We start from the raw sequence: 19,976 nt of genomic DNA on the forward strand, positions 1-19,976 counted from the left end.
CTCACCGTGCGGAGCCCGCCCGCCTCGTGGTCAGGGTGACGCCGAAGACCTGCCCATCGCAACTGGGCTCGTGACCGTTGTGGAACGTCTGCACATCGTCGGTCAGCGAGCTGAGCACGTGCCAGCTGAAGCTGCCGGGAGTGACGACGTCAGAGGTGTCGCAGTGGGTGGAGGCCTCGACCACCACGGCGTCCTCGTGCGCGTCGACGACCACCACCAGGGCGGCGTCGGCCGCCGCCGAGCGGATAAGCCGTGTACAGGCCTCATCCACCGCCAGTCGCAGATCTGCGACGGCATCGAAATCCAGGTCTTCGAATGTCCCGACTGCGCCGACAAGTGTGCGCAGCACGGCCAGGTTCTCCAGCCGCGCAGCAACCCTCAACTCGACCGCACCAGCGCTGCGCTGGTGGCCGCCGCTTCGGCTTTCGTCATCCGTCATCTGGCCTCCTGGCAAGGTCGTCCCGACACTACTCCGGTCCCGTGTCGGGCTATCCATGATCGTGTGGCGAGGCGGTTGGCCGGGGTACTCGACGCGCGTGAGGGTATCGAGCACAGCGCTGCCCAGGATGTCATCGTCATGGTGGCTCCCTCGTACCCCGCCGATGGCACTTGTCAAACCTGGTGAGTCCACATGGCCGACGTCCGATCACCGCGATACCCGCTCATGGGTATCTTGGCTCATGATGACTGAGCCCGAATCCTTCCCGGACGACGTCCCCGTCGCCGACGCCGTCGAGCAGGTTCGTCCTGCGGCCGAACCGGCTGACCTGGAGAGCGTAGACCCCGGCGAGCGGGTACCCCTCGATGACGGGCCCGCGCCGCTGGAGAGCAACGAATCAGACTGGCAGGAGCAGCGACAGATCGTCGAAGATCCCGACGAGGACGAGATCCGCTAGTCAGGACAACGTTTGGCCCGCGGGCCGACGCGGGTACAGCCTCCTGCGAGGTAGAGGAGAACCTCAGCAAAGGGGTAGGAGATGTCGAACACCGCTGCGGCGAAGACCGGTGTCGACGATATCCGGTTGTTTCGCCCGAGTCGGTCCTGCGCCTATGAGGGCTGGACCGTGGCCGAGCTCAAGAAGAGGGCGAAGCAACTTGGAATCTCGGGCTACTCGGGCCTGAGCAAGGAAAAACTGATCGCACTGATCCGCAGTTACTGACCCGAAGGGCATATCAGTCGCCGACGCGGGTGTGCGCGGTGAGCAACAGGTGGTCGTAGACACCGCGGGCCGGCAGGGCTTCGTCGTACTCGAGGGCCAGGAAGTCCTCGGCGATCTGTTCGGCGAGCACCCGCAGTTTGACGTTGGTTTCCTGTGACCGCCAGCGCAGGAGCTCGAACGCGGTGTCGGCGCTGATCCGGTAGACCACCATCAGCATCCCCTTGGCCTGTTCGATGGCGGCCCGGGATTCGGCGATCTCGGCGACCGCCTCGTTGAGCAGTTCCCGTTTCTCCTGGCTCAGCGTGGGTGTGACGTCGACGTAGAAACCGTGGGTACCGATGACGGCGCCGCTGTCGTCGTGCAGCTGATCGCCGACCACGACGACGTCGTGGACGTCGCCGTGGGTGTCGACGATGCGGTGGCGGGTGCTGAACGCGCCCGACGTGCGGCGGATCTCTTCCAGCGTGGCAGCGACCTGACCGTAGTCGTCGGGATGTTTGTGGGACAGCACGAGTTCGGTGGTCGGTTGCACGGTTCCGGGCTCGTAGCCGTGCATCCGCTGCACCTGCGGGCACCATTCCCAGCGCTGGTCGTCGAAATAGAACCGGAACCAGCCGACCCGTTGTGGGGTTCCCCCGGCCAGGGCGTGCTCAACCCCGGCGTCATCGGTCAGGTCTGTGGCCTCCTCGGACATACGCCGAAGACTATTACGTTTTACCGTGACCGCTCTGGATCTCGCGCCCCACGGGCACCGCTTCCACCAGCCCGCACCCAGCGAGCGCGGTGAGGTGCTGGTTGTGCTCAGTGGCCCGACAACTCCCACACGCTCGCCGACATCCGGTCGGTCATCGTGGTGACGGTGACCTGCCCGCCGTCGTCGCCCTGACACGCCATGGCCTGGACGATGGCGTTGTTGCGCAGCCTGGCCTCGCCGTAGCAGGTCCAGTCGAACGGGATGCCAATCTGATGCTTGCTCCATCGCACGGTGTCGGCATTGATCTCCGGGACGGTGAACTTCCACGCGGCGTCGCCGCCGGCACTCAACGCCCGCTGACCATCGCAGGCCTTCGCGCTGTTGGTACCGGAGCTGAATTGCGTTGTCGCAGAACGGGCATCGGGATACACGGCAACGGCCTCGGCCACCACGTGGTCATGCTTGTCGCCGTCGGTGAACAACAGCACGTGAAACCCGGACCACCTGTCGCCGAGGAACGCCTGCATCCCGGCGGCGTCCAGTGCCGAGCAGGCCGGTACCGCGGACGTGCCCGGTATGGGCCGCGCCTGGTCGGCGTCGGTCTGCAGCTTCACTCCCACGATGTCGCGCAACTGTGACGCGCTGATCAGTACCTGATCGGTGTCATCGGCGCGCAGGGGCGTGATCGCCTGGGCCGGGTTGGAAACCGCGCTGCCGGCGACGGTCTGCGCGCACCCGGCGAGCGCCACCGCCACCAGACCCAGAAGCGCAGGCAGCCGCATGCCCCGAATGCTAGACCGCGCCGAGCAATACCTCCCGCACCGCGGACACCGCCCGGTCCAGTTCCGCGCGCGTCACGGTCAGCGCGGGCCGGAACCGGACGCTATCCGCTCCGCTGCCGAGCATGATCACGCCGCGCTCCCACAGCGCGGCCAGGAGGGCATCGCGTCGCGCGGTCGTGGGAAGGCTGAACGCACACATCAGCCCACGGCCGCGCACGTCGTAAACCAACTCCGGGAGTTCAAGAGCCAGCTCCGCGAGTGCGCCGCGCAGGTGCGCGCCCATCCCCGCGGCGTGCGCGAAGAGCCCGTCGGCCTCGATCACTTCGAGGATCCGGCGACAGCGGACCATGTCGACCAGGTTGCCGCCCCAGGTCGAGTTGATCCGTGAGCTGACGGTGAACACGTTGTCGGCCACCTCGTCGACGCGCCGGCCCGCCATGATGCCGCAGACCTGAGTCTTCTTGCCGAACGCCACGACGTCCGGGGTGAACCCGAGCTGCTGGTAGGCCCACGCGGTGCCAGTGATGCCGCATCCGGTCTGCACCTCGTCGGCGATCATCAGCGCATCGAACTCGTCGCACAGCTTGCGCATGGCGGCGAAGAACTGCGGACGGAAGTGCCGGTCGCCGCCCTCGCCCTGGATTGGCTCGGCGATGAAGCAGGCGACGTCGTGCGGGTGGGCCTCGAAGGCGGCGCGGGCCTGCCGCAGTGACTCGGCCTCCACCGCGTCCATATCGGCGCCGGGGCGGATGTACGGCGCGTCGATCCGCGGCCAGTCGAACTTCGGGAACCGGGCCACCTTGTTGGGGTCGGTGTTGGTCAGCGACAGCGTGTAGCCGCTTCGGCCATGGAAGGCGCCGCGCAGGTGCAGCACCCGGGTGCCCAGCGCCGGGTCGATGCCGCGCGCCTCGTTGTGCCGGCTCTTCCAGTCGAACGCGACCTTGAGCGCGTTCTCCACCGCCAGCGCTCCGCCGTCGACGAAGAACAGGTGTGGTAGCGCCGGGTCACCCAGCACGCGGGCGAAGGTCTCGACGAACCGGGCCATCGGCACGGTGTAGACGTCGGAGTTCGACGGTTTGTTCACGGCGGCCTGCGCCAGCTCGGCGCGGAACCGCTCGTCGCCGGCCAGTGCCGGGTGGTTCATCCCCAGCACCGAGGACGCGAAGAAGGTGAACATGTCGAGGTAGTGCTTGCCGTCGCGGGCGTCCACCAGATGGGCACCGGTCGAGCGGTCCAGGTCCAGCACCAGGTCCAGTCCGTCGGCCAGGATGCTGCGGGCCAGCACCGTATGCACGTTCCCAGGTTCGATGGCCGACCCCCGGTGGGCATCCGGGACCACCGACACCACGTCTTCGCGCGACAACAGTTCCGTCATTAGGCGATTCTATCGTAATCTTTATGAACTTTTAGCTATTCGAAAGCAATATTTACGAAGCGTGCCGCGTCAAGGGCTCACAGCGTAGACGTCATGTTTGCCGGGTACCGTCTCTGACATGTCATTCAGACCTGGCCTGCCCGGTCTCGGGGGGTTGATCGCCGCACCGATTCAGCTCACCGCGACCGCCGTCGGGCTGGCCGGCGGCGCGGCGCTGCTCGGCGGTAGCACTGCCGTCCGGGTGGGAAGCCGCGCGCTCGGCGCTGTCCCCGGCGCGCGCGCCGTCGGCCGAGCGGCAGCGGGAATGGCGGTCGAGGCGATCGGCGGCCCCCCGCACCGGCGGATCAGCCGGCGCGGCGCGCGCCGTTGGATCGAGGTGCGCGGGTTGGCCGGGCCGGACGCGGTTGCCATCGCCGAGGAGGTGCTGGCCGCCGTTCGCGCCGTGCCGGGCGTCACCGACGCGGTGCTCAACCGCTCGGTGGCCCGACTGGTGGTCACCGTGGCCCCGGAGGGACCGGCCGAGAACCTGTCGGATGTGGTCGCCGACGCCGAGCGGCGGGCCCGCACCGAGCCCGCGCGCCGTCAGCATCCACTGACCCTGCCCGGCGACGACTCCGTTCTGGTGGCCCGCGCGCTCGGTGCTGCTGCCGCGACCGCCAGCCTCGGCGTCTCTCTCGTCGGCACGGCGCTGCGCCTGCCCGGTGTGCCCGACCTGGTGTCGGTGGTCCCGACGGTGGCCGACCACATCCCCGCGGTGCGCCATCAACTGGTCCGCCGGCTCGGCCCGGAAGGCACCGATCTGCTGTTCTCGGTGGCCAACTCGGTGACCGCAGCGCTGACGGTGTCACCGACGTCGGCCGCCGCCGAAGCGGTGGCGCGGACCATGCTGACCGTCGAAGCCTGGAACGCGCGGCTGGCCTGGGGCCGCCACGAAGAACTGCTGGCGCAGAACTGCCCCGAGGGCGGTTCGCCCGCGCCAGGCACCGCGATCTTCGCCGCCGGGCCCGGCGAGGACTTCGCCAACCGGTTCGGCTGGATCGGCCTGAGCGCCGCCGCGGTGATCGGCGCACTGTCGCGCAACCCGGCGATCACCGGGGCCACCGCCCTGGTTACCGCACCCAAGCCGACGCGGGCCACCCGGGAGGCATTCGGCGCTGCGATGACCTGTGGGCTGACCACTCATCACGACGCCCTGGTGGTGCGGCCCCGCGTGCTGCGCGCACTGGACCGCGTCGACGTCATCGTTATCGATCCGCGCGCCCTCTACACCGATGAGCTGACCATCACCCGGGTCCGCGGGGTGACCAACTTGCATCGCACCAAGGCGTGGGAGGCGGCCCAGTTCGCGCTCGAGGACGGCAAGCTCGGGCCCGGCTGGCACAAGCTGTCGTCGATCCGCGGCGCCGGGCGCGCCGGCGAAGCGCTGGTCAGTCCGGTCCGCGACCCGTTCGCCACCGCGGTGGTCGCCGAGGCGCGCCGGGCCGGGGTGCGGTTGGTCTCCGTCGACGACGACGGATTGCGTTCGCTGACACAGGGTTTCGACACGCTCTTCCCGATGACCGGGTCTTTGGACGACACCCTGGCCGACGCCGTCGCGCAGGCGGGCGCCGACGGCGCGACGGTGGCGCTGGTGACCACCTCCGACATGACCGCCGCGCACGAGGCTGGGATCACCATCGGCATCATGCGGGGCGCGGTGCCGCCGTGGGGCGCCGACATGTTCGTCCCTGACCTTCTCGCGGTCTGGCGGATCCTGCACGCGATGCCCGCGGCCCGCGCGGCCGGCAGTCACGGTGTGCGGCTGTCGATGTCCAGCTCGGCCATCGGCGCGCTGATGCTGATCCCCGGCGTGCCGGGCAATGGCCCCGAGTCGGTCAACGCCGGTGTGCTCGGCGGTCTATGGGCCGGATTCACCGCGGGCAACAAGGTTTTCGGCGACGCACTGCCCGCTCCCGAGCCCGGCCACGAGTGGTACTCCCTGCCGGTCAGCGAGGTGCAACGACTACTGCCCCGCCCCGCATCGGCACCCAGACAGCCGTCTGCCGCGCCGAATCTGCTGTTGGCGCCAGCGCGTCTGGCCGGGCGGGCCGCGTCGGCCACCTGGTCGCTGGCCGGTGAGTTCGTCGGCGAGATGCGGACCAATCTGGCCGACCCGATCACGCCGATCCTGGCCACCGGCGCGGTGGCCAGCGCGCTGCTCGGCTCCCCGTTGGATGCCGCCCTGGTCGGCGGAGTCCTGCTGGCCAACGCCGCGCTGTCCTCCGAACAGCAGCTGCATGCCGAGCGGGTGCTGCGCCGCCTGCTGGCCGTGCAGGATCCACTGGCCCGACGCCGCGTGGGCCCGCTCGACGAGGGCGCCACCGAGGATGTCGCGGCGGGGACGCTGCGACCTGGTGACGTGATCGAGATCCACGCCGGCGAGGTGGTGCCGGCCGACGCGCGGCTCATCGAGGCCGCCAACGTCGAGGTCGACGAGTCGACTTTGACGGGCGAGTCGTTGCCGGTGCCCAAGCAGACCGACCCGACGCCGGGTGCGCCGCTGGCCGAACGGTCCGGCATGGTCTACGCCGGCACGACGATGGTGGCCGGCACCGCGGTTGCGGTGGTGACCACGGTCGGGCGCAGCACCGAGATACACCGCGCGATGGCGATGGCCCCGACCAAGAGCCGCCAGATCGGCCTGCAGCGCCAACTGGCCCACATCACCAGCCGGGCGCTGCCGTGGAGCCTGGCCAGCGGGGCGGCCGTCGGCGCCTTCTCGGCGCTGCGCGGCACGCCGCTGCGCGAGGCGGTCGGCAGCGCGGTGGCTCTGATGGTCGCGGCGGTGCCCGAAGGCCTGCCCCTCGTCGCGACGCTGGCACAGTTGGCGGCCGCCCGCCGACTGTCCAGCGAGCACGTGCTGATCCGCAACGCCAACTCGGTGGAGGCGCTGGCCCGCCTCGATGTGGTGTGCTTCGACAAGACCGGCACACTCAGCGAGAATCGGCTGCAGGTCAAGCAGGTGCAGCCGGTACGCGGCCATAGCCGCGACGACGTCGTCCGCGCCGCGTTGAGCACCGTCTTCGCCCGCAACGGCCGCGCCGACCACGCCACCGACGCCGCGGTGCGCCGCGCCGCCGGGCCCGTCGACGCATCGGAGCGCGACGCGTACCTGCCGTTCCAGTCCGGACGGCCGTTCGCCGCCGCACTCGTCGGAACCCGGCTGACGATCAAGGGCGCACCCGAGGTGCTCTCAGCGGCCCTGAACGGCGACCGCGATCGGCTGGGGCCGGCGATCGAGCGCCTTGCCGCCGAGGGGCTGCGGGTGCTGGCCGTGGCCGAGCGAGAGCTGACCGAGCTGGAGGCCGCCCAGGCGGCCGCCGACCCGGCCGCGATGGAACAGCTGTGCGGCTCAGGGCTGACGCCCATCGGGCTGCTCGGCTTGGCCGACACACCGCGCCCGACTGCGGCGGCGCTGCTGGCCGATCTCGGCGCCCGCGGCATCGGGGTCCGCCTGATCACCGGCGACCACCCCGTGACGGCCGCGGTGATCGCCAACGACCTCGGCCTCGCGGTCACCGAGGAGCAGGTGATCACCGGCAGCGAGTGGGAGTCGATGTCGGTCGGCGAGCGGGAGCAGGCCGTGGTTGAGCGGCTGGTCTTCGCGCGGATGTCGCCGGAGCACAAGATCGACGTGGTGCAGACGCTCGAGCGCATCGGTCTGGTGACTGCGATGGTCGGCGACGGCGCCAACGACGCAGCGGCGATCCGGGCCGCCAGCGTCGGTATCGGGGTGGCCGCCCCGGGCAGCGACCCGGCCCGCACCGCCGCCGACGTGATGCTGCTCGACGGCCGAATCGAGGCCCTGCTCGACGCGCTCGACGAAGGCGAGCAGTTGTGGCGCCGGGTGCAGTCGGCGGTGTCGATGCTGCTGGGCGGCAATGCCGGCGAAGTGGCGTTCGCGCTGATCACCAGTTTGGCGACCGGACGGTCGGTGCTCAACGCGCGCCAGATGCTGCTGGTCAACATGCTCACCGACGCGCTGCCCGCCGCCGCGCTGGCCGTCAGCAACCAGGGCGGCACCGGCACGCTGCACCGCGACGAGTCGGCGATGTGGCGGGCGATCGCCATCCGCGGCACGGCCACCACCGCGGGCGCCACGCTGGCTTGGCTGATGGGCCGGATGACCGGTACCCAGCGGCGGGCTGCGACGATCGCACTGATCGGCCTGGTCTCCACGCAGCTGGCCCAGACGCTCGCGGATTCCCGTGCGCCGCTTGTGGTTTCGACGGCGGCAGGCTCGTTCCTCGTGCTGGCCGCGGTGATCAGCACACCGGGGGTGAGCCAGATCTTCGGATGCACCCCGGTGGATCCGCTGGGCTGGGGTCAGGCCTTCCTCGCCACCGCGGTCGCCGCCTCGCTGTCGGCGCTGGCTCCGGCGGTGCTGGAGTGGATCGGTTCGAAGGGCTACGCGCTGGTCGCCGGGTCAGTCGTCGACGACGACGATGCCGGCTTGGACCAGCAGGGCGTAGATCTCCCGAACCGGGGGCGTCAGCAGTCGAACCCCCACCATGACGAGGGCGTCGGGTCCGCTGAGGCGCAGGGCTTCGGTCACAACTCCAGGCAAGCGAAGTCCCATGACCTCAACGGGTCTCGAGAGTGAATAGGACACGAACATGTTCACAATGACTAGGTCGCTCGCGGCGGCCCAGCGCGACGCATCCAAGCGTGTCGCGGAGGCCCGCCGCTTCTCGATCCGGCTGCCCCTGATCGGCGCCGTGCGGGTTCCCCCACCTGACCAGCTGGCGTTCTACGGCGTACTGGGTGGTCTGGCCGTACTCGAGTTGATCGACTGGCCGGTGGCGCTGGCGATGGGACTGGGTTCGGCACTGGTCGCCCGGCACTTCTCGGAGGTCGAGCAGCGCGAGGATCAGCACGTGCTGGCCCCCGCCGCGCCTGCGCCCGCGAAGAAAGCGGCGGCCAAGAAGGCGCCCGCGAAGAAAGCGGCGGCCAAGAAGGCGCCCGCGAAGAAAGCGGCGGCGAAGAAGGCCCCGGCCGAGAAGGCCGTCAAGAAGGCACCCGTCAAACGTCCTTCAGCCTAGAAAATAACGGATTCTAGCCCGTCCGTGCCGGAACTATTCCGGTAGATATGCGCGATTACTGTAAAATGTGTTTAGAATGATCGTGCTTCGGGTACGTACGTTCGCGGCGGTGCGGATCTGCTGCAGCAGCGTTTCCAAGTCCCGCGGTGACTCGACGCGCACGAACAGGATGTAGCTCTCCTCGCCGGCCACCGAGTAGCATGCCTCGATTTCGGCGATGTGCTCCAGGCGAGTAGGCGCATCATCAGGTTGAGAAGGATCCAAAGGGGTGATCGCGACGAACGCCGACAGCATGTGCCCGAACGCCTCGGGGTCGACGCGGGCACTGTATCCGGTCACCACATTGCGGGCCTCCAGCCGCCGCACCCGCGACTGCACCGCCGACACCGAAAGGCCCGTGGTCGCGGCCAGGTGCGCCAGCGTGGCCCGGCCGTCGGCGACGAGCTCACGCACCAGCGTACGGTCGATCTCGTCGAGGCCGCGGGCCGGTTCCCCGCTCTCCGCCATGGCCGCACACTATCGGACGGGATGCGCCCGATGAGCACACCGCAGATCCCGACCTGGCAGCTGCGTGCCCGCTTCGCCGCCGCCCTGTCGACGATGTACGGCGCCGAGGTGCCCGCATACACCACGCTCGTGGAGGCCAGCGAGGCCGTCAACCGCGACTACATGGCCGCCCACCCCGAAGCCGAGCGACTGGGGTCGCTGGACCGGGTCACCGCCGAACGGCACGGCGCGATCCGCGTCGGCACCCCGGCCGAACTGGCGGACGTCGCAGACCTGTTCGCGGCGTTCGGCATGTACCCGGTCGGCTTCTACGACCTGCGCGACGCCGCCTCCCCCGTTCCGGTAGTGTCCACGGTCTTTCGGCCCGTCGACTCCAAAGAGCTGGCGCACAACCCGTTTCGGGTGTTCACGTCGATGCTGGCCATGCGCGACGGCCGGTTCTTCGACAGCGACCTGCGGTCCAGGGTGGAGCGGTTCCTCGGTGGGCGTCGGTTGTTCGATCCCGCGCTGATCGCCGACGCCCGCCGGATCGCGGCCGACGGTGGCTGCGGTGCCGCGGACCGAGCCGGGGACTTCCTCGCGCGTGCGGTGGCGTCGTTCGTCTTGTCGTCCGAACCGGTGGACCGCGCCTGGTACGCCGAACTGACCGCCGTGTCGGCGGTGGCCGCCGACATCGCCGGGGTGAATACCACCCACATCAACCATCTGACCCCGCGTGTCCTGGACATCGACGACCTCTACCGGCGGATGACCGAGCGCGGAATCGCGATGATCGACGCCATCCAGGGACCGCCGCGCTGGGACGGTCCGGATGTGTTGTTGCGCCAGACGTCTTTTCGTGCGCTCGCCGAGCCGCGGCGGTTCCGCGAGGCGGACGGCACGGTGAGCGAGGGCACGCTGCGGGTGCGCTTCGGCGAGGTCGAGGCGCGTGGGGTCGCGCTGACCCGCAAGGGCCGCGAACAGTTCGATGCCGCCATGGCCACCGCCGACCCCGCCGCGGTGTGGGGCGACTACTTCCCGAACACCGACGACGAGATGGCGTCGGCGGGGCTGGCCTACTACCACCAGGGCGACCCGGCGGCACCGGTGGTCTACGAGGACTTCCTGCCCGCCTCGGCGGCGGGGATCTTCCGGTCGAACCTCGACGTCGACACCGAAGCAGCCGCCGGGGCTGACGAATCCGGCTACGGCCTGGACTGGATGGCCGCCGCCATCGGTCACCACATCCACGATCCGTATGACCTGTATGACGCAACCGCCCAGGAGCCGCCCGCATGAGCACCACCACCGCCACCGCGTTGCCCACCCTCGCCGAACTGCAGGCCCGGGTACGCCACGCCTTCGACGCCATCGGTGCCGAGGTGGATCTCGCCGAACCGGGCGTACCCGGCCGGCAGGCCAGCACCCCGGTGACCGGCGAGGTCCTGTTCACCGTCGCCGAGACCACCCCCGCCGAGGCTGATGCCGCGATTTCCGAAGCAGCGCAAGCATTTCCGGATTGGCGTGGCACGCCGGCACCGGTGCGCGGCCGACTGGTGGCGCGCCTTGGCGAGCTACTGCGCGCACACAAGGCCGATTTGGCCACGCTGGTGAGCATCGAGGCGGGCAAGATCACCTCCGAGGCGCTCGGCGAGGTCCAGGAGATGATCGACATCTGCGACTTCGCCGTCGGGCTGTCCCGTCAGCTGTACGGCCGCACCATCGCCTCCGAGCGTCCCGGTCACCGTCTGATGGAGACCTGGCATCCCCTCGGCGTCGTCGGTGTCATCACCGCATTCAACTTTCCGGTCGCGGTGTGGGCGTGGAACTCCGCGGTGGCGCTGGTGTGCGGCGACACGGTGGTGTGGAAGCCCTCCGAACTCACCCCGTTGACCGCGATCGCCTGCCAGTCGCTGATCGAGCGGGCGGCCGCCGACGTCGGCGCCCCGTCCGCGGTGAGCCGGCTGGTGCTCGGCGGGCGCGAGGTCGGCGAACTGCTGGTCAACGATCCGCGGGTGGCGCTGGTGTCGGCCACCGGTTCGTTACAGATGGGACGGCAGGTCGGCCCGCGGGTCGCCGAGCGCTTCGGCCGGGTCCTGCTCGAACTCGGCGGCAACAACGCGGCCATCGTGACCCCGTCGGCCGACCTCGACCTTGCCGTGCGCGCCATCGTCTTCTCGGCGGCCGGCACCGCGGGTCAGCGCTGCACCACACTGCGGCGGCTGATTGTGCACTCCTCGATGGTCGACGCGCTGGTCGAGCGGATCGTCGCCGCCTGCCGCACCCTTCCGATCGGTGACCCGGCGGCGGACGGAACGCTGGTCGGACCGCTGATCCACGAGACCGCCTACCGCAACATGGTCGGCGCGCTGGAGCAGGCCCGCGCCGACGGCGGCGAGGTGATCGGCGGCGAGCGTCACCACATCGGCGGCCAGAACGGTGAGAACGCGTTCTACGTCGCGCCCGCGGTGGTGCGGATGCCCGCCCAGACCGAGGTGGTGCACCACGAGACGTTCGCACCGATTCTCTACGTGCTGACCTACAAGACGCTCGACGAGGCGATTGCACTGAACAATGCTGTCCCGCAGGGTCTTTCGTCAGCGATCTTCACCACCGACGTCCGCGAGGCGGAGCGGTTCCTGGCCGCCGACGGTTCGGACTGCGGGATCGCCAACGTCAACATCGGTACCTCGGGTGCGGAGATCGGCGGGGCGTTCGGCGGCGAGAAGCAGACCGGTGGCGGCCGAGAGTCCGGGTCGGACTCGTGGAAGGCCTACATGCGGCGGACCACCAACACGGTCAACTACTCCTCGGAGCTGCCGCTGGCTCAGGGCGTGCATTTCGGCTAGGAGCAACCGTCGATGCCCGAACGAGGCCGCCTGCCCCGGCCGACGGGCGCAGTCCCATCCTGCGCCGGCGCTGCGTTACCCATCGGCGCCACGCGTTCGTGAATCGTCAGCGGCTGTTGTACATGTGCCAGTATGGGCGCATGTCCGAGCCGACCGCCCGCCGACGCCTATCCCCGAAGGACCGGCGCAGCGAGCTGCTCGCCCTGGGCGCCGAGGTCTTCGGGCAGCGACCCTACGACGAGGTCCGCATCGACGAGATCGCCGAACGGGCCGGGGTGTCGCGTGCCCTGATGTACCACTACTTTCCCGACAAACGGGCCTTCTTCGCCGCCGTGGTCCGCGCGGAGAGCGAGCGGCTTTTCGAGGCCACCAACACCCCGGCGGCCGAGGGGCAAACCCTGTTCGACCGACTGCGCAGCGGCGTACTGGCCTACATGCGGTACGACGAGGAGCATCCGCACGGTGCGTGGGCGGCCTACATTGGGATGGGCCGCACCGACCCGGTGTTACGCGGCATCGACGACGTCGACAACGAGCGGCAGATGCAGCGGATCATGGCGGCGGTCACCGATGTGGTGTCCGGAGATCTGGGCTCCAAGGTCGAACGCGACCTGCAGGTGATCGTCTACGGCTGGCTGGCGTTCACCTTCGAGCTGTGCCGCCAGCGCATCCTGGATCCGTCGGTCGACGCCAACTGGCTGGCCGACTCCTGCGCCCACGCCCTGCTCGACGCGGTCGCGCGGGTCCCCGGAATCCCGGCCGCGCTGGCCCAGGCCGTTCGAACGTGAGCCCGAACACCAGGATCAAGGTAGCGGTCGACACCGATCCTCGGTCACGGCCGCCGAGCCGGGCTAGTCTCTGCGCTCATGCGCTTGGTGGTCGATCTCAACAAAGTGCCACTGCTGCGCAACCAGGCTTCCTGGGATCTGGTGCGGGACAACCCCGAACTGGTTCCGCGCACCGTGGAGGAGGTGCAGCGGCTTCAGGGATCGGTGCAGTTCTTCCCGAGCCGGTGGGCCACCGCGGACATCGACATCCGCACTGCTGCTGGCCGGGCGGATTGCCGATGCCCTGGATGTGGCCGAGCGGGTACGTCGGCAGGCAGCTGATCTGCCAGGGGCGGCGCAACTACTGGGCGCCGCAGTGGCGGGTCGCGCACAACTCGGCGGGGCGCCTCGACGCTGCGGTCTCGCTGCTCGACGAGGCCATGAGGCTGAGGATACCGCTACCAGGTCACACGCGTGACGGCGCTGGCAATGCGCAGCGCAACCACGGAAGCCTCCGCTGGGCTCGCTTCCCTCGACAAGCGGCCAAGGGCTTTCCGGTCACTGGACTACGAACGCAGCCTGGCACGAGCGTGGGTGGCTGCCGGACAGGGGGCAGTCAGCGAGGCGATCGCCACAGCGCTGGCCGCGGCAGAAAGAGCCGCTGCCAAAGGGCAATTCCTGCAGAAGTGATGTGTCTGCAGACTGCAACCCAATTCGGGGACCGCAGCTGCGTTCCCCGGCTCACCGAGCTCGCCTCGATTGTCGAGGGGCTGCGCGTCGGCCTGGCCGCACGCTTCGCTTCCGTGCTGCACGACGGGGATGCAGCTGAGTTAGTCTCCGCGTCAGACGAATTCGAGAAGTTCGGGGACGTGCTTGCCGCCGTCGACGCCGCAGCCCACGCCGCCCTCGCGTACCGCGACGAGGACCGCCGCGGATCGGCGTTGGGGTGTTCGGACCGCGCGGCGGCACTGGCCCAGCGAAGTGGCGGCGCGGCTGACTTTGTCGGTGCGCACCGTCGAGAGCCACATCTACCGCGCGATGGTCAGGACCGGAACCGCCAGCCGCGAGGAGTTGGCCGGATTGCTGAGCCGCACCGCCGAGGCTGAGTAGTCCTGGGCTCACATACAGCCTGGAATCGGCGCTATCTCCGAGCGCCGTTCTTGCGCAACGCATCCCGTCGACCTCCAACACCAACTTAGCCGGTCAACAGGTGAACCTTTGCGTTTCTGGGACTCGTGCTGGTGGTTTCGGCCCCCCAGAAGCTCACCTCAGGCCTCGGGGCCAACAGGGCGGCGACGCCTCGGCCCCCTTCCGCCGCCGCATCGTCTGCCGCCCCGGTTCCACGGGCAACCCTGCCTCGCACCGCAGGCAATAGTGATGGATGCGGTCACGCCGAACCCGCCCGCGCGGGCCCCTTTCTCCGCCGGCGGCGCAGCCCTCTGTGCCGGCATCCTCGCGATCGGGCTCGTCACGGCCGCGCCGGTCGGCGACCACGTGAGGACCGCCTCCTTCGCGGTCTCGTCGACAGCGGCGTCGAGGGCGCTTCTGCAGAACACCACCACCACCGCACCCATCGCCTCGGCGCCGGTACGCGGTAGGCAGGCCGGCAGCTCCGCATCAGCGACGACGACCGATCACTTCTTGAATGCGGTCGCCCCGATTGTGATCATTCCCAGCGTCATCATCTTCGCGCCGATCATCTTCACCTACTGTGCAGTGGCCTTCGTGTTCTCCCAGATCGCGGGACGTCTGTCCAACGTCGGCGCCAGTTCGGCTGCGCCCGCCACACCAGCCAGTCTCAGAACTGCAGGCGGCAGGTCCAGGGGCGATTCACTCCGATCGCGTCGCTCATCAGCCCGCCCGGCACTCACCGGACCGATCATCATCCACCGTCGCGCTCGCGGGGAGCACCGGCCGACACGGCTCTTCGCGAACCGGAGGGTCCTAGGGTGCTGCAGCACAGCCCTCATAATGGTCGCCCTCATGTATGGCTCGGGGATCAGTAAACGCCTCTCAGGCGGAGGCTTTCACAGCGTGTCTCTTCGTCGTGTCTCTTCGTCGTCCTCGCGTCCGTCGCGCACGGAGGTTCTGATGGCACCATGGCGGTCGACGTCACTGCACCCCCGCTCTGACGAGCACTTCAGCCACCGGTATGGCTGCGCCGCGGACCGCGCACGCAAATTTGTCGGTGCCACCTGGCACTCTGGAACAGGTGAGTTCCCCCAACCCGTTGGCCCCGATGGCCCGGTTCAGCCCGCTGACCCGGGGCTGGTTCGAGGGCACCTTCGTCGAGCCAACCCCGGCCCAGACCGCGGCCTGGTTGGCCATCGCCGACGGGGACAACACCCTGGTCATCGCCCCGACCGGGTCGGGCAAGACGCTGGCGGCGTTCCTGTGGGCGATCGACCAGCTGGCCTTACGAGAAGGCCAAGGCACCCGGGTGCTGTACGTCTCGCCACTCAAGGCGCTGGCGGTCGACGTCGAGCGGAACTTGCGCACCCCGCTGACCGGGATCACCCGCATCGCCGAACGCGACGGACTGCCCGTCCCGCAGATCAGCGTCGGGGTGCGCTCTGGGGACACTCCCCCGGCCCAGCGCCGTCAACTGATCACCAAGCCGCCGGACATCCTGATCACCACGCCGGAGTCACTGTTCCTGATGCTGACCTCGGCGGCCCGCGAGACGCTGGCCGAGGTGCAGACGGTGATCGTCGACGAGGTGCACGCCGTGGCAGGCACCAAACGCGGCGCGCACCTGGCGCTGTCGCTGGAACGCCTCGACGCGCTGCTGGAGACGCCGGCCCAGCGGATCGGGCTGTCGGCGACGGTCCGTCCACCCGAAGAGGTCGCCCGGTTCCTGTCCGGTAGCAGACCGACGACCATCGTCGCGCCGCCCGCGGCCAAGACGTTCGAGCTCACGGTGCAGGTGCCAGTGCCGGACATGGCCAACCTGGAGAACAACACCATCTGGCCGGATGTCGAGGCCCGAATCGTCGACCTGATCGAGGCGCACAACTCGACTATCGTGTTCGCCAACTCCCGGCGGCTGGCCGAGCGACTCACCGCCCGCATCAACGAGATTCACGCCGAACGCTCCGGTATCGAACTGGCAGCGGCGCCCAACCGGGAGGTGCCCGGCGGCCCGCCCGCCCACGAGATGGCCAGTGGGCAGACCTACGGCGCCGAGGCGCTGCTGGCCCGCGCCCACCACGGCTCGGTGTCCAAGGAGCGGCGCGCGGCCGTCGAGGATGACCTGAAGACCGGGCGGCTCAAGTCCGTCGTGGCGACGTCGAGCCTGGAACTGGGCATCGACATGGGAGCGGTCGACCTGGTGATCCAGGTGGAGGCCCCGCCGTCGGTGGCCAGCGGGCTGCAACGGATCGGCCGGGCCGGCCACCAGGTGGGCGAGATCTCGCGTGGCGTGCTGTTTCCAAAGCACCGCACCGACCTGATCGGCTGCGCGGTCAGCGTGCAACGCATGCTCGCCGGCCAGATCGAGACCATGCGGGTGCCCGCCAATCCGCTCGACATCCTGGCCCAGCATACCGTGGCGGTCTGCGCACTCGAGTCGGTGAGCGCCGACAAGTGGTTCGACGTCGTGCGTCGCAGCGCCCCGTTCGCGACGTTGCCGCGCAGTGTCTTCGAGGCCACGCTGGACCTGCTCTCCGGCAAGTATCCGTCCACCGACTTCGCCGAACTGCGGCCGCGGCTGGTCTACGACCGCGACACCGGTACGCTCACCGCCCGGCCGGGCGCCCAGCGGCTGGCCGTCACCTCCGGCGGCGCGATCCCCGACCGCGGCATGTTCACCGTGTACCTTGCCACCGACTCCGAAAAGCCCTCACGGGTAGGCGAACTCGACGAGGAGATGGTCTACGAGTCGCGACCCGGCGACGTCATCTCGCTGGGCGCTACCAGTTGGCGGATCACCGAGATCACTCACGACCGGGTGCTGGTCATCCCGGCGCCGGGGCAGCCGGCGCGGCTGCCGTTTTGGCGCGGCGACGACGCCGGAAGGCCCGCCGAACTGGGCCAGGCGGTCGGGCGGTTCACCGGCGAGCTCGCGGCGATGGGCCGTGAGGGCTTCGAAATACGCTGTGCGGAGCTGGGTTTCGCCGACTACGCCACGGACAACCTCTGGCAACTGCTCGACGAGCAGCGCACCGCCACCAAGGTTGTGCCCAGTGACACCACGTTGTTGGTGGAGCGTTTCCGCGACGAACTGGGCGACTGGCGGGTGATCCTGCACTCACCGTACGGACTGAAGGTGCACGGGCCGCTGGCGTTGGCGGTCAGCCGGCGCCTGTTGGAGCGCTACGGCCTCGACGAGAAGCCGACCGCATCGGATGACGGCATCGTGGTGCGGCTGCCCGACACCGAGGACACCCCGCCCGGTGCGGAGTTGTTCGTCTTCGCACCCGACGAGATCGAGCCGCTGGTGACCACCGAAGTCGGCGGCTCGGCGCTGTTCGCCTCCCGGTTCCGGGAGTGTGCGGCGCGGGCTCTGCTGCTGCCGAGGCGGCATCCCGGCAAGCGCTCGCCGCTGTGGCAGCAGCGGCAGCGCGCGGCCCAATTGCTCGAGGTGGCACGCAAATACCCGGACTTCCCGATCGTGTTGGAGACGGTCCGGGAGTGTCTGCAGGACGTCTACGACGTGCCCACCCTGACCGACCTGATGAGCCGCATCGAGCAGCGCCGGGTGCGACTGGTGGAGGTCGAGACCCAGACTCCCTCACCGTTCGCGGCGTCGCTGCTGTTCGGGTACGTCGGCGCGTTCATCTTCGAGGGCGACAGTCCGCTGGCCGAGCGTCGTGCGGCGGCCCTGTCACTGGACAGCACCCTGTTGGCCGAACTCCTCGGCCGCGTCGAACTGCGTGAGCTGCTCGACCCCGAGATCATCGCCGCCACGTCGCGGCAGCTGCAGCATCTGACCGACGACCGCAAGGCTCGCGATGCCGAGGCAGTGGCAGACCTGCTGCGCCTGCTCGGCCCGCTCACCGAGGCCGAGATCGCCGTGCGCTCGACGGCTACCGATGTCGGCGGCTGGCTGGCCGGTTTGCACGCCGCCAAACGCGTTCTGCCGGTGTCGTATGCGGGCCAGTCGTGGTGGGTGGGCATCGAGGACATCGGCCGGTTGCGGGACGCGGTCGGGGTGGCCGTTCCGGTCGGCGTGCCGACGAGTTTCACCGAGACCGTGCCCGATCCGCTCGGCGAGCTGCTGGGCCGGTTTGCGCGGACCCAGGGCCCGTTCACCACCGCCGAGGCGGCCGCCCGGTTCGGTCTCGGCCTGCGCGTGGCCGCCGACGTGCTGGGCCGAATGGCATTGGACGGCAAGCTGGTTCGCGGTGAGTTCGTGGCCGCCGACGATGCCGACCAGTGGTGTGAGGCCGAGGTGCTGCGGATCCTGCGCCGACGTTCGCTGGCCGCGTTGCGCGCCCAGGTGGAGCCGGTCAGCACCGCCGCCTACGCGCGGTTCCTGCCCGCCTGGCAGCAGGTCGGCCGCTCGGCGACCTCCGGGGTCGACGGTTTGGCCGGTGTCATCGATCAGCTTGCGGGCGTGCCGATCCCGGCGTCGGCCGTCGAACCGCTGGTGTTCGCGCCACGGGTTCGCGACTACCAGCCGGCGATGCTCGACGAGCTACTGGCCTCCGGTGAGGTCACCTGGTCGGGCGCCGGATCGATCTCCGGCAGCGACGGCTGGATCGCCTTCCACCACGCCGACACCGCTGCGCTCACCCTGGCCGCACCGGCCGCGATCGAGTTCACCGGCGCCCACCGCGCGATCTTCGACGTGCTCGGCTCACCCGGTGAATCACGGGGTGCGTTCTTCTTCCGCCAGCTCGTGCAGGGGTCGGAGGATGAGGTCAAAACCGCCCTGTGGGAACTGATCTGGGCGGGCTGGGTCACCGGCGACACCTTCGCCCCGGTACGGGCGATGCTGTCCGGCGGACGCACGCCGGGCACCCGTCGGCCCGCCGCACCCGCGCACCGACAGCGCCGGGCCCCGAGGCTCAGCCGCTACTCGGTCGCACACCCGCAGAATCGGCCGGTCGACCCGACAGTCGCCGGACGCTGGTCGGCATTGCCAGCGGCGGAGCCGGATTCGACTGTGCGGGCACACTTCTCCGCGGAGCTGCTGCTGAACCGCCACGGCGTGCTGACCAAGGGCGCGGTCGCTAATGAAGGCATACCTGGCGGCTTCGCGACGCTGTACAAGGTGCTCAGCGGGTTCGAGGAGGCCGGGCGCTGCCAGCGCGGCTACTTCGTCGAGTCGCTGGGCGGCGCGCAGTTCGCCGTGGCCTCGACCGTGGATCGCTTGCGTACCTACCTCGACGGGGTCGACCCGGAGCGCCCGGACTACCAGGCGACCGTGCTTGCTGCCGCCGACCCCGCGAACCCGTACGGCGCGGCCTTGCCGTGGCCGGCAAGGGCGGACACCGACGCCGGCCACCGGCCCGGCCGCAAGGCCGGCGCGCTGGTCGTGCTGGTCGACGGCGATCTGGTGTGGTTCTCCGAACGCGGTGGACGCTCGCTGCTGAACTTCAGCGCCGATGCGGAGGCGCAGCGCGCCGCCGCTGGTGCACTGGCCGACCTGGTCAGCAGTGGCCGCATCGGCGGCATCCTGGTCGAGAAGCTCGACGGGGTCCCGGCCCTGGAGGCCGCCGCGCACCCGGATCGCCGGATCACTGCCGACGCCCTGGTCGATGCTGGATTCGCCCGCACCCCGCGGGGGCTTCGGATTCGGTAACTGCCCTCACGATCTCTGTCGGTGGGGTGATCTA

The 19,976-nt window shown here is 69.6% G+C and carries 15 protein-coding genes; 9 read left to right on the forward strand and 6 right to left on the reverse strand.

Annotation, left to right across the window (positions count from 1 at the left end; all coding sequences use genetic code 11):
• Position 1: 1 nt before the first annotated feature.
• Positions 2–439: an ATP-binding protein gene (locus tag K9U37_RS18845; RefSeq protein ID WP_243072987.1), complete on the reverse strand. Its 438-nt coding sequence runs from the start codon at positions 437–439 to the stop codon at positions 2–4.
• Positions 440–683: 244 nt separating this feature from the next.
• On the opposite strand from K9U37_RS18845, the gene K9U37_RS18850 reads away from it, so the two are divergent.
• Positions 684–896, forward strand: coding sequence for a hypothetical protein (locus K9U37_RS18850; protein WP_243072988.1), 213 nt, complete (start codon positions 684–686; stop codon positions 894–896).
• 81 nt (positions 897–977) lie between these two features.
• Positions 978–1,160: a Rho termination factor N-terminal domain-containing protein gene (locus K9U37_RS18855; protein WP_243072989.1), complete on the forward strand. Its 183-nt coding sequence runs from the start codon at positions 978–980 to the stop codon at positions 1,158–1,160.
• Between the two features lie 13 nt (positions 1,161–1,173).
• Here K9U37_RS18855 and K9U37_RS18860 read toward each other — a convergent pair whose 3' ends face one another.
• The 3 genes from K9U37_RS18860 to lat all read right to left on the reverse strand — a co-directional run bounded on the left by K9U37_RS18860 (position 1,174) and on the right by lat (position 4,011).
• Positions 1,174–1,854, reverse strand: coding sequence for a PAS and ANTAR domain-containing protein (locus tag K9U37_RS18860; RefSeq protein WP_243072990.1), 681 nt, complete (start codon positions 1,852–1,854; stop codon positions 1,174–1,176).
• A gap of 107 nt (positions 1,855–1,961) precedes the next feature.
• Positions 1,962–2,636, reverse strand: coding sequence for a sensor domain-containing protein (locus tag K9U37_RS18865; RefSeq protein WP_243072991.1), 675 nt, complete (start codon positions 2,634–2,636; stop codon positions 1,962–1,964).
• A gap of 10 nt (positions 2,637–2,646) precedes the next feature.
• The gene (gene lat / locus K9U37_RS18870; protein ID WP_243072992.1) at positions 2,647–4,011 is read right to left on the reverse strand and encodes an L-lysine 6-transaminase; all 1,365 of its coding nucleotides are present in this window, start codon (positions 4,009–4,011) and stop codon (positions 2,647–2,649) included.
• A 118-nt stretch (positions 4,012–4,129) separates the two neighbouring features.
• Here lat and K9U37_RS18875 point away from each other — a divergent pair, with 118 nt between their 5' ends.
• Both K9U37_RS18875 and K9U37_RS18880 read left to right on the forward strand, forming a co-directional pair.
• Positions 4,130–8,653, forward strand: coding sequence for a cation-translocating P-type ATPase (locus K9U37_RS18875; protein ID WP_243072993.1), 4,524 nt, complete (start codon positions 4,130–4,132; stop codon positions 8,651–8,653).
• A gap of 22 nt (positions 8,654–8,675) precedes the next feature.
• A complete protein-coding gene (locus K9U37_RS18880) occupies positions 8,676–9,092 on the forward strand; it encodes a hypothetical protein (protein ID WP_243072994.1) in 417 nt (138 codons plus the stop codon).
• Positions 9,093–9,125: 33 nt separating this feature from the next.
• Here the strand turns inward: K9U37_RS18880 and K9U37_RS18885 are convergent, their stop codons facing one another.
• Positions 9,126–9,599 carry an Lrp/AsnC family transcriptional regulator gene (locus K9U37_RS18885; RefSeq protein WP_243072995.1) on the reverse strand — a complete coding sequence of 158 codons (474 nt, stop codon included), beginning with the start codon at positions 9,597–9,599 and terminating at the stop codon, positions 9,126–9,128.
• Between the two features lie 30 nt (positions 9,600–9,629).
• Here K9U37_RS18885 and hglS point away from each other — a divergent pair, with 30 nt between their 5' ends.
• From hglS to K9U37_RS18905, 4 genes are all read left to right on the forward strand, one after another.
• Entirely contained in the window at positions 9,630–10,877 is a 1,248-nt protein-coding gene (gene hglS / locus K9U37_RS18890; RefSeq protein WP_243072996.1) for a 2-oxoadipate dioxygenase/decarboxylase, read from the forward strand.
• A complete protein-coding gene (gene amaB, locus K9U37_RS18895; RefSeq protein WP_243072997.1) occupies positions 10,874–12,427 on the forward strand; it encodes an L-piperidine-6-carboxylate dehydrogenase in 1,554 nt (517 codons plus the stop codon). The genes hglS and amaB overlap by 4 nt, the downstream gene beginning before the upstream one ends.
• Before the next feature lie 140 nt (positions 12,428–12,567).
• Complete coding sequence (locus K9U37_RS18900) at positions 12,568–13,215, forward strand: TetR/AcrR family transcriptional regulator (RefSeq protein ID WP_243072998.1); 648 nt, start codon at positions 12,568–12,570, stop codon at positions 13,213–13,215.
• 78 nt (positions 13,216–13,293) lie between these two features.
• A complete protein-coding gene (locus K9U37_RS18905; RefSeq protein WP_243072999.1) occupies positions 13,294–13,536 on the forward strand; it encodes a cytochrome P450 in 243 nt (80 codons plus the stop codon).
• A 500-nt stretch (positions 13,537–14,036) separates the two neighbouring features.
• On the opposite strand, the gene K9U37_RS18910 is transcribed toward K9U37_RS18905, so the two are convergent.
• Positions 14,037–14,207 carry a hypothetical protein gene (locus K9U37_RS18910; RefSeq protein WP_243073000.1) on the reverse strand — a complete coding sequence of 57 codons (171 nt, stop codon included), beginning with the start codon at positions 14,205–14,207 and terminating at the stop codon, positions 14,037–14,039.
• A 1,226-nt stretch (positions 14,208–15,433) separates the two neighbouring features.
• Here K9U37_RS18910 and K9U37_RS18915 point away from each other — a divergent pair.
• The gene (locus K9U37_RS18915; RefSeq protein ID WP_243073469.1) at positions 15,434–19,942 is read left to right on the forward strand and encodes an ATP-dependent helicase; all 4,509 of its coding nucleotides are present in this window, start codon (positions 15,434–15,436) and stop codon (positions 19,940–19,942) included.
• Positions 19,943–19,976: the final 34 nt, after the last annotated feature.

This window comes from Candidatus Mycolicibacterium alkanivorans (genome assembly GCF_022760805.1).
In the GTDB taxonomy this organism is placed as follows: Bacteria; Actinomycetota; Actinomycetes; order Mycobacteriales; family Mycobacteriaceae; genus Mycobacterium; species Mycobacterium alkanivorans.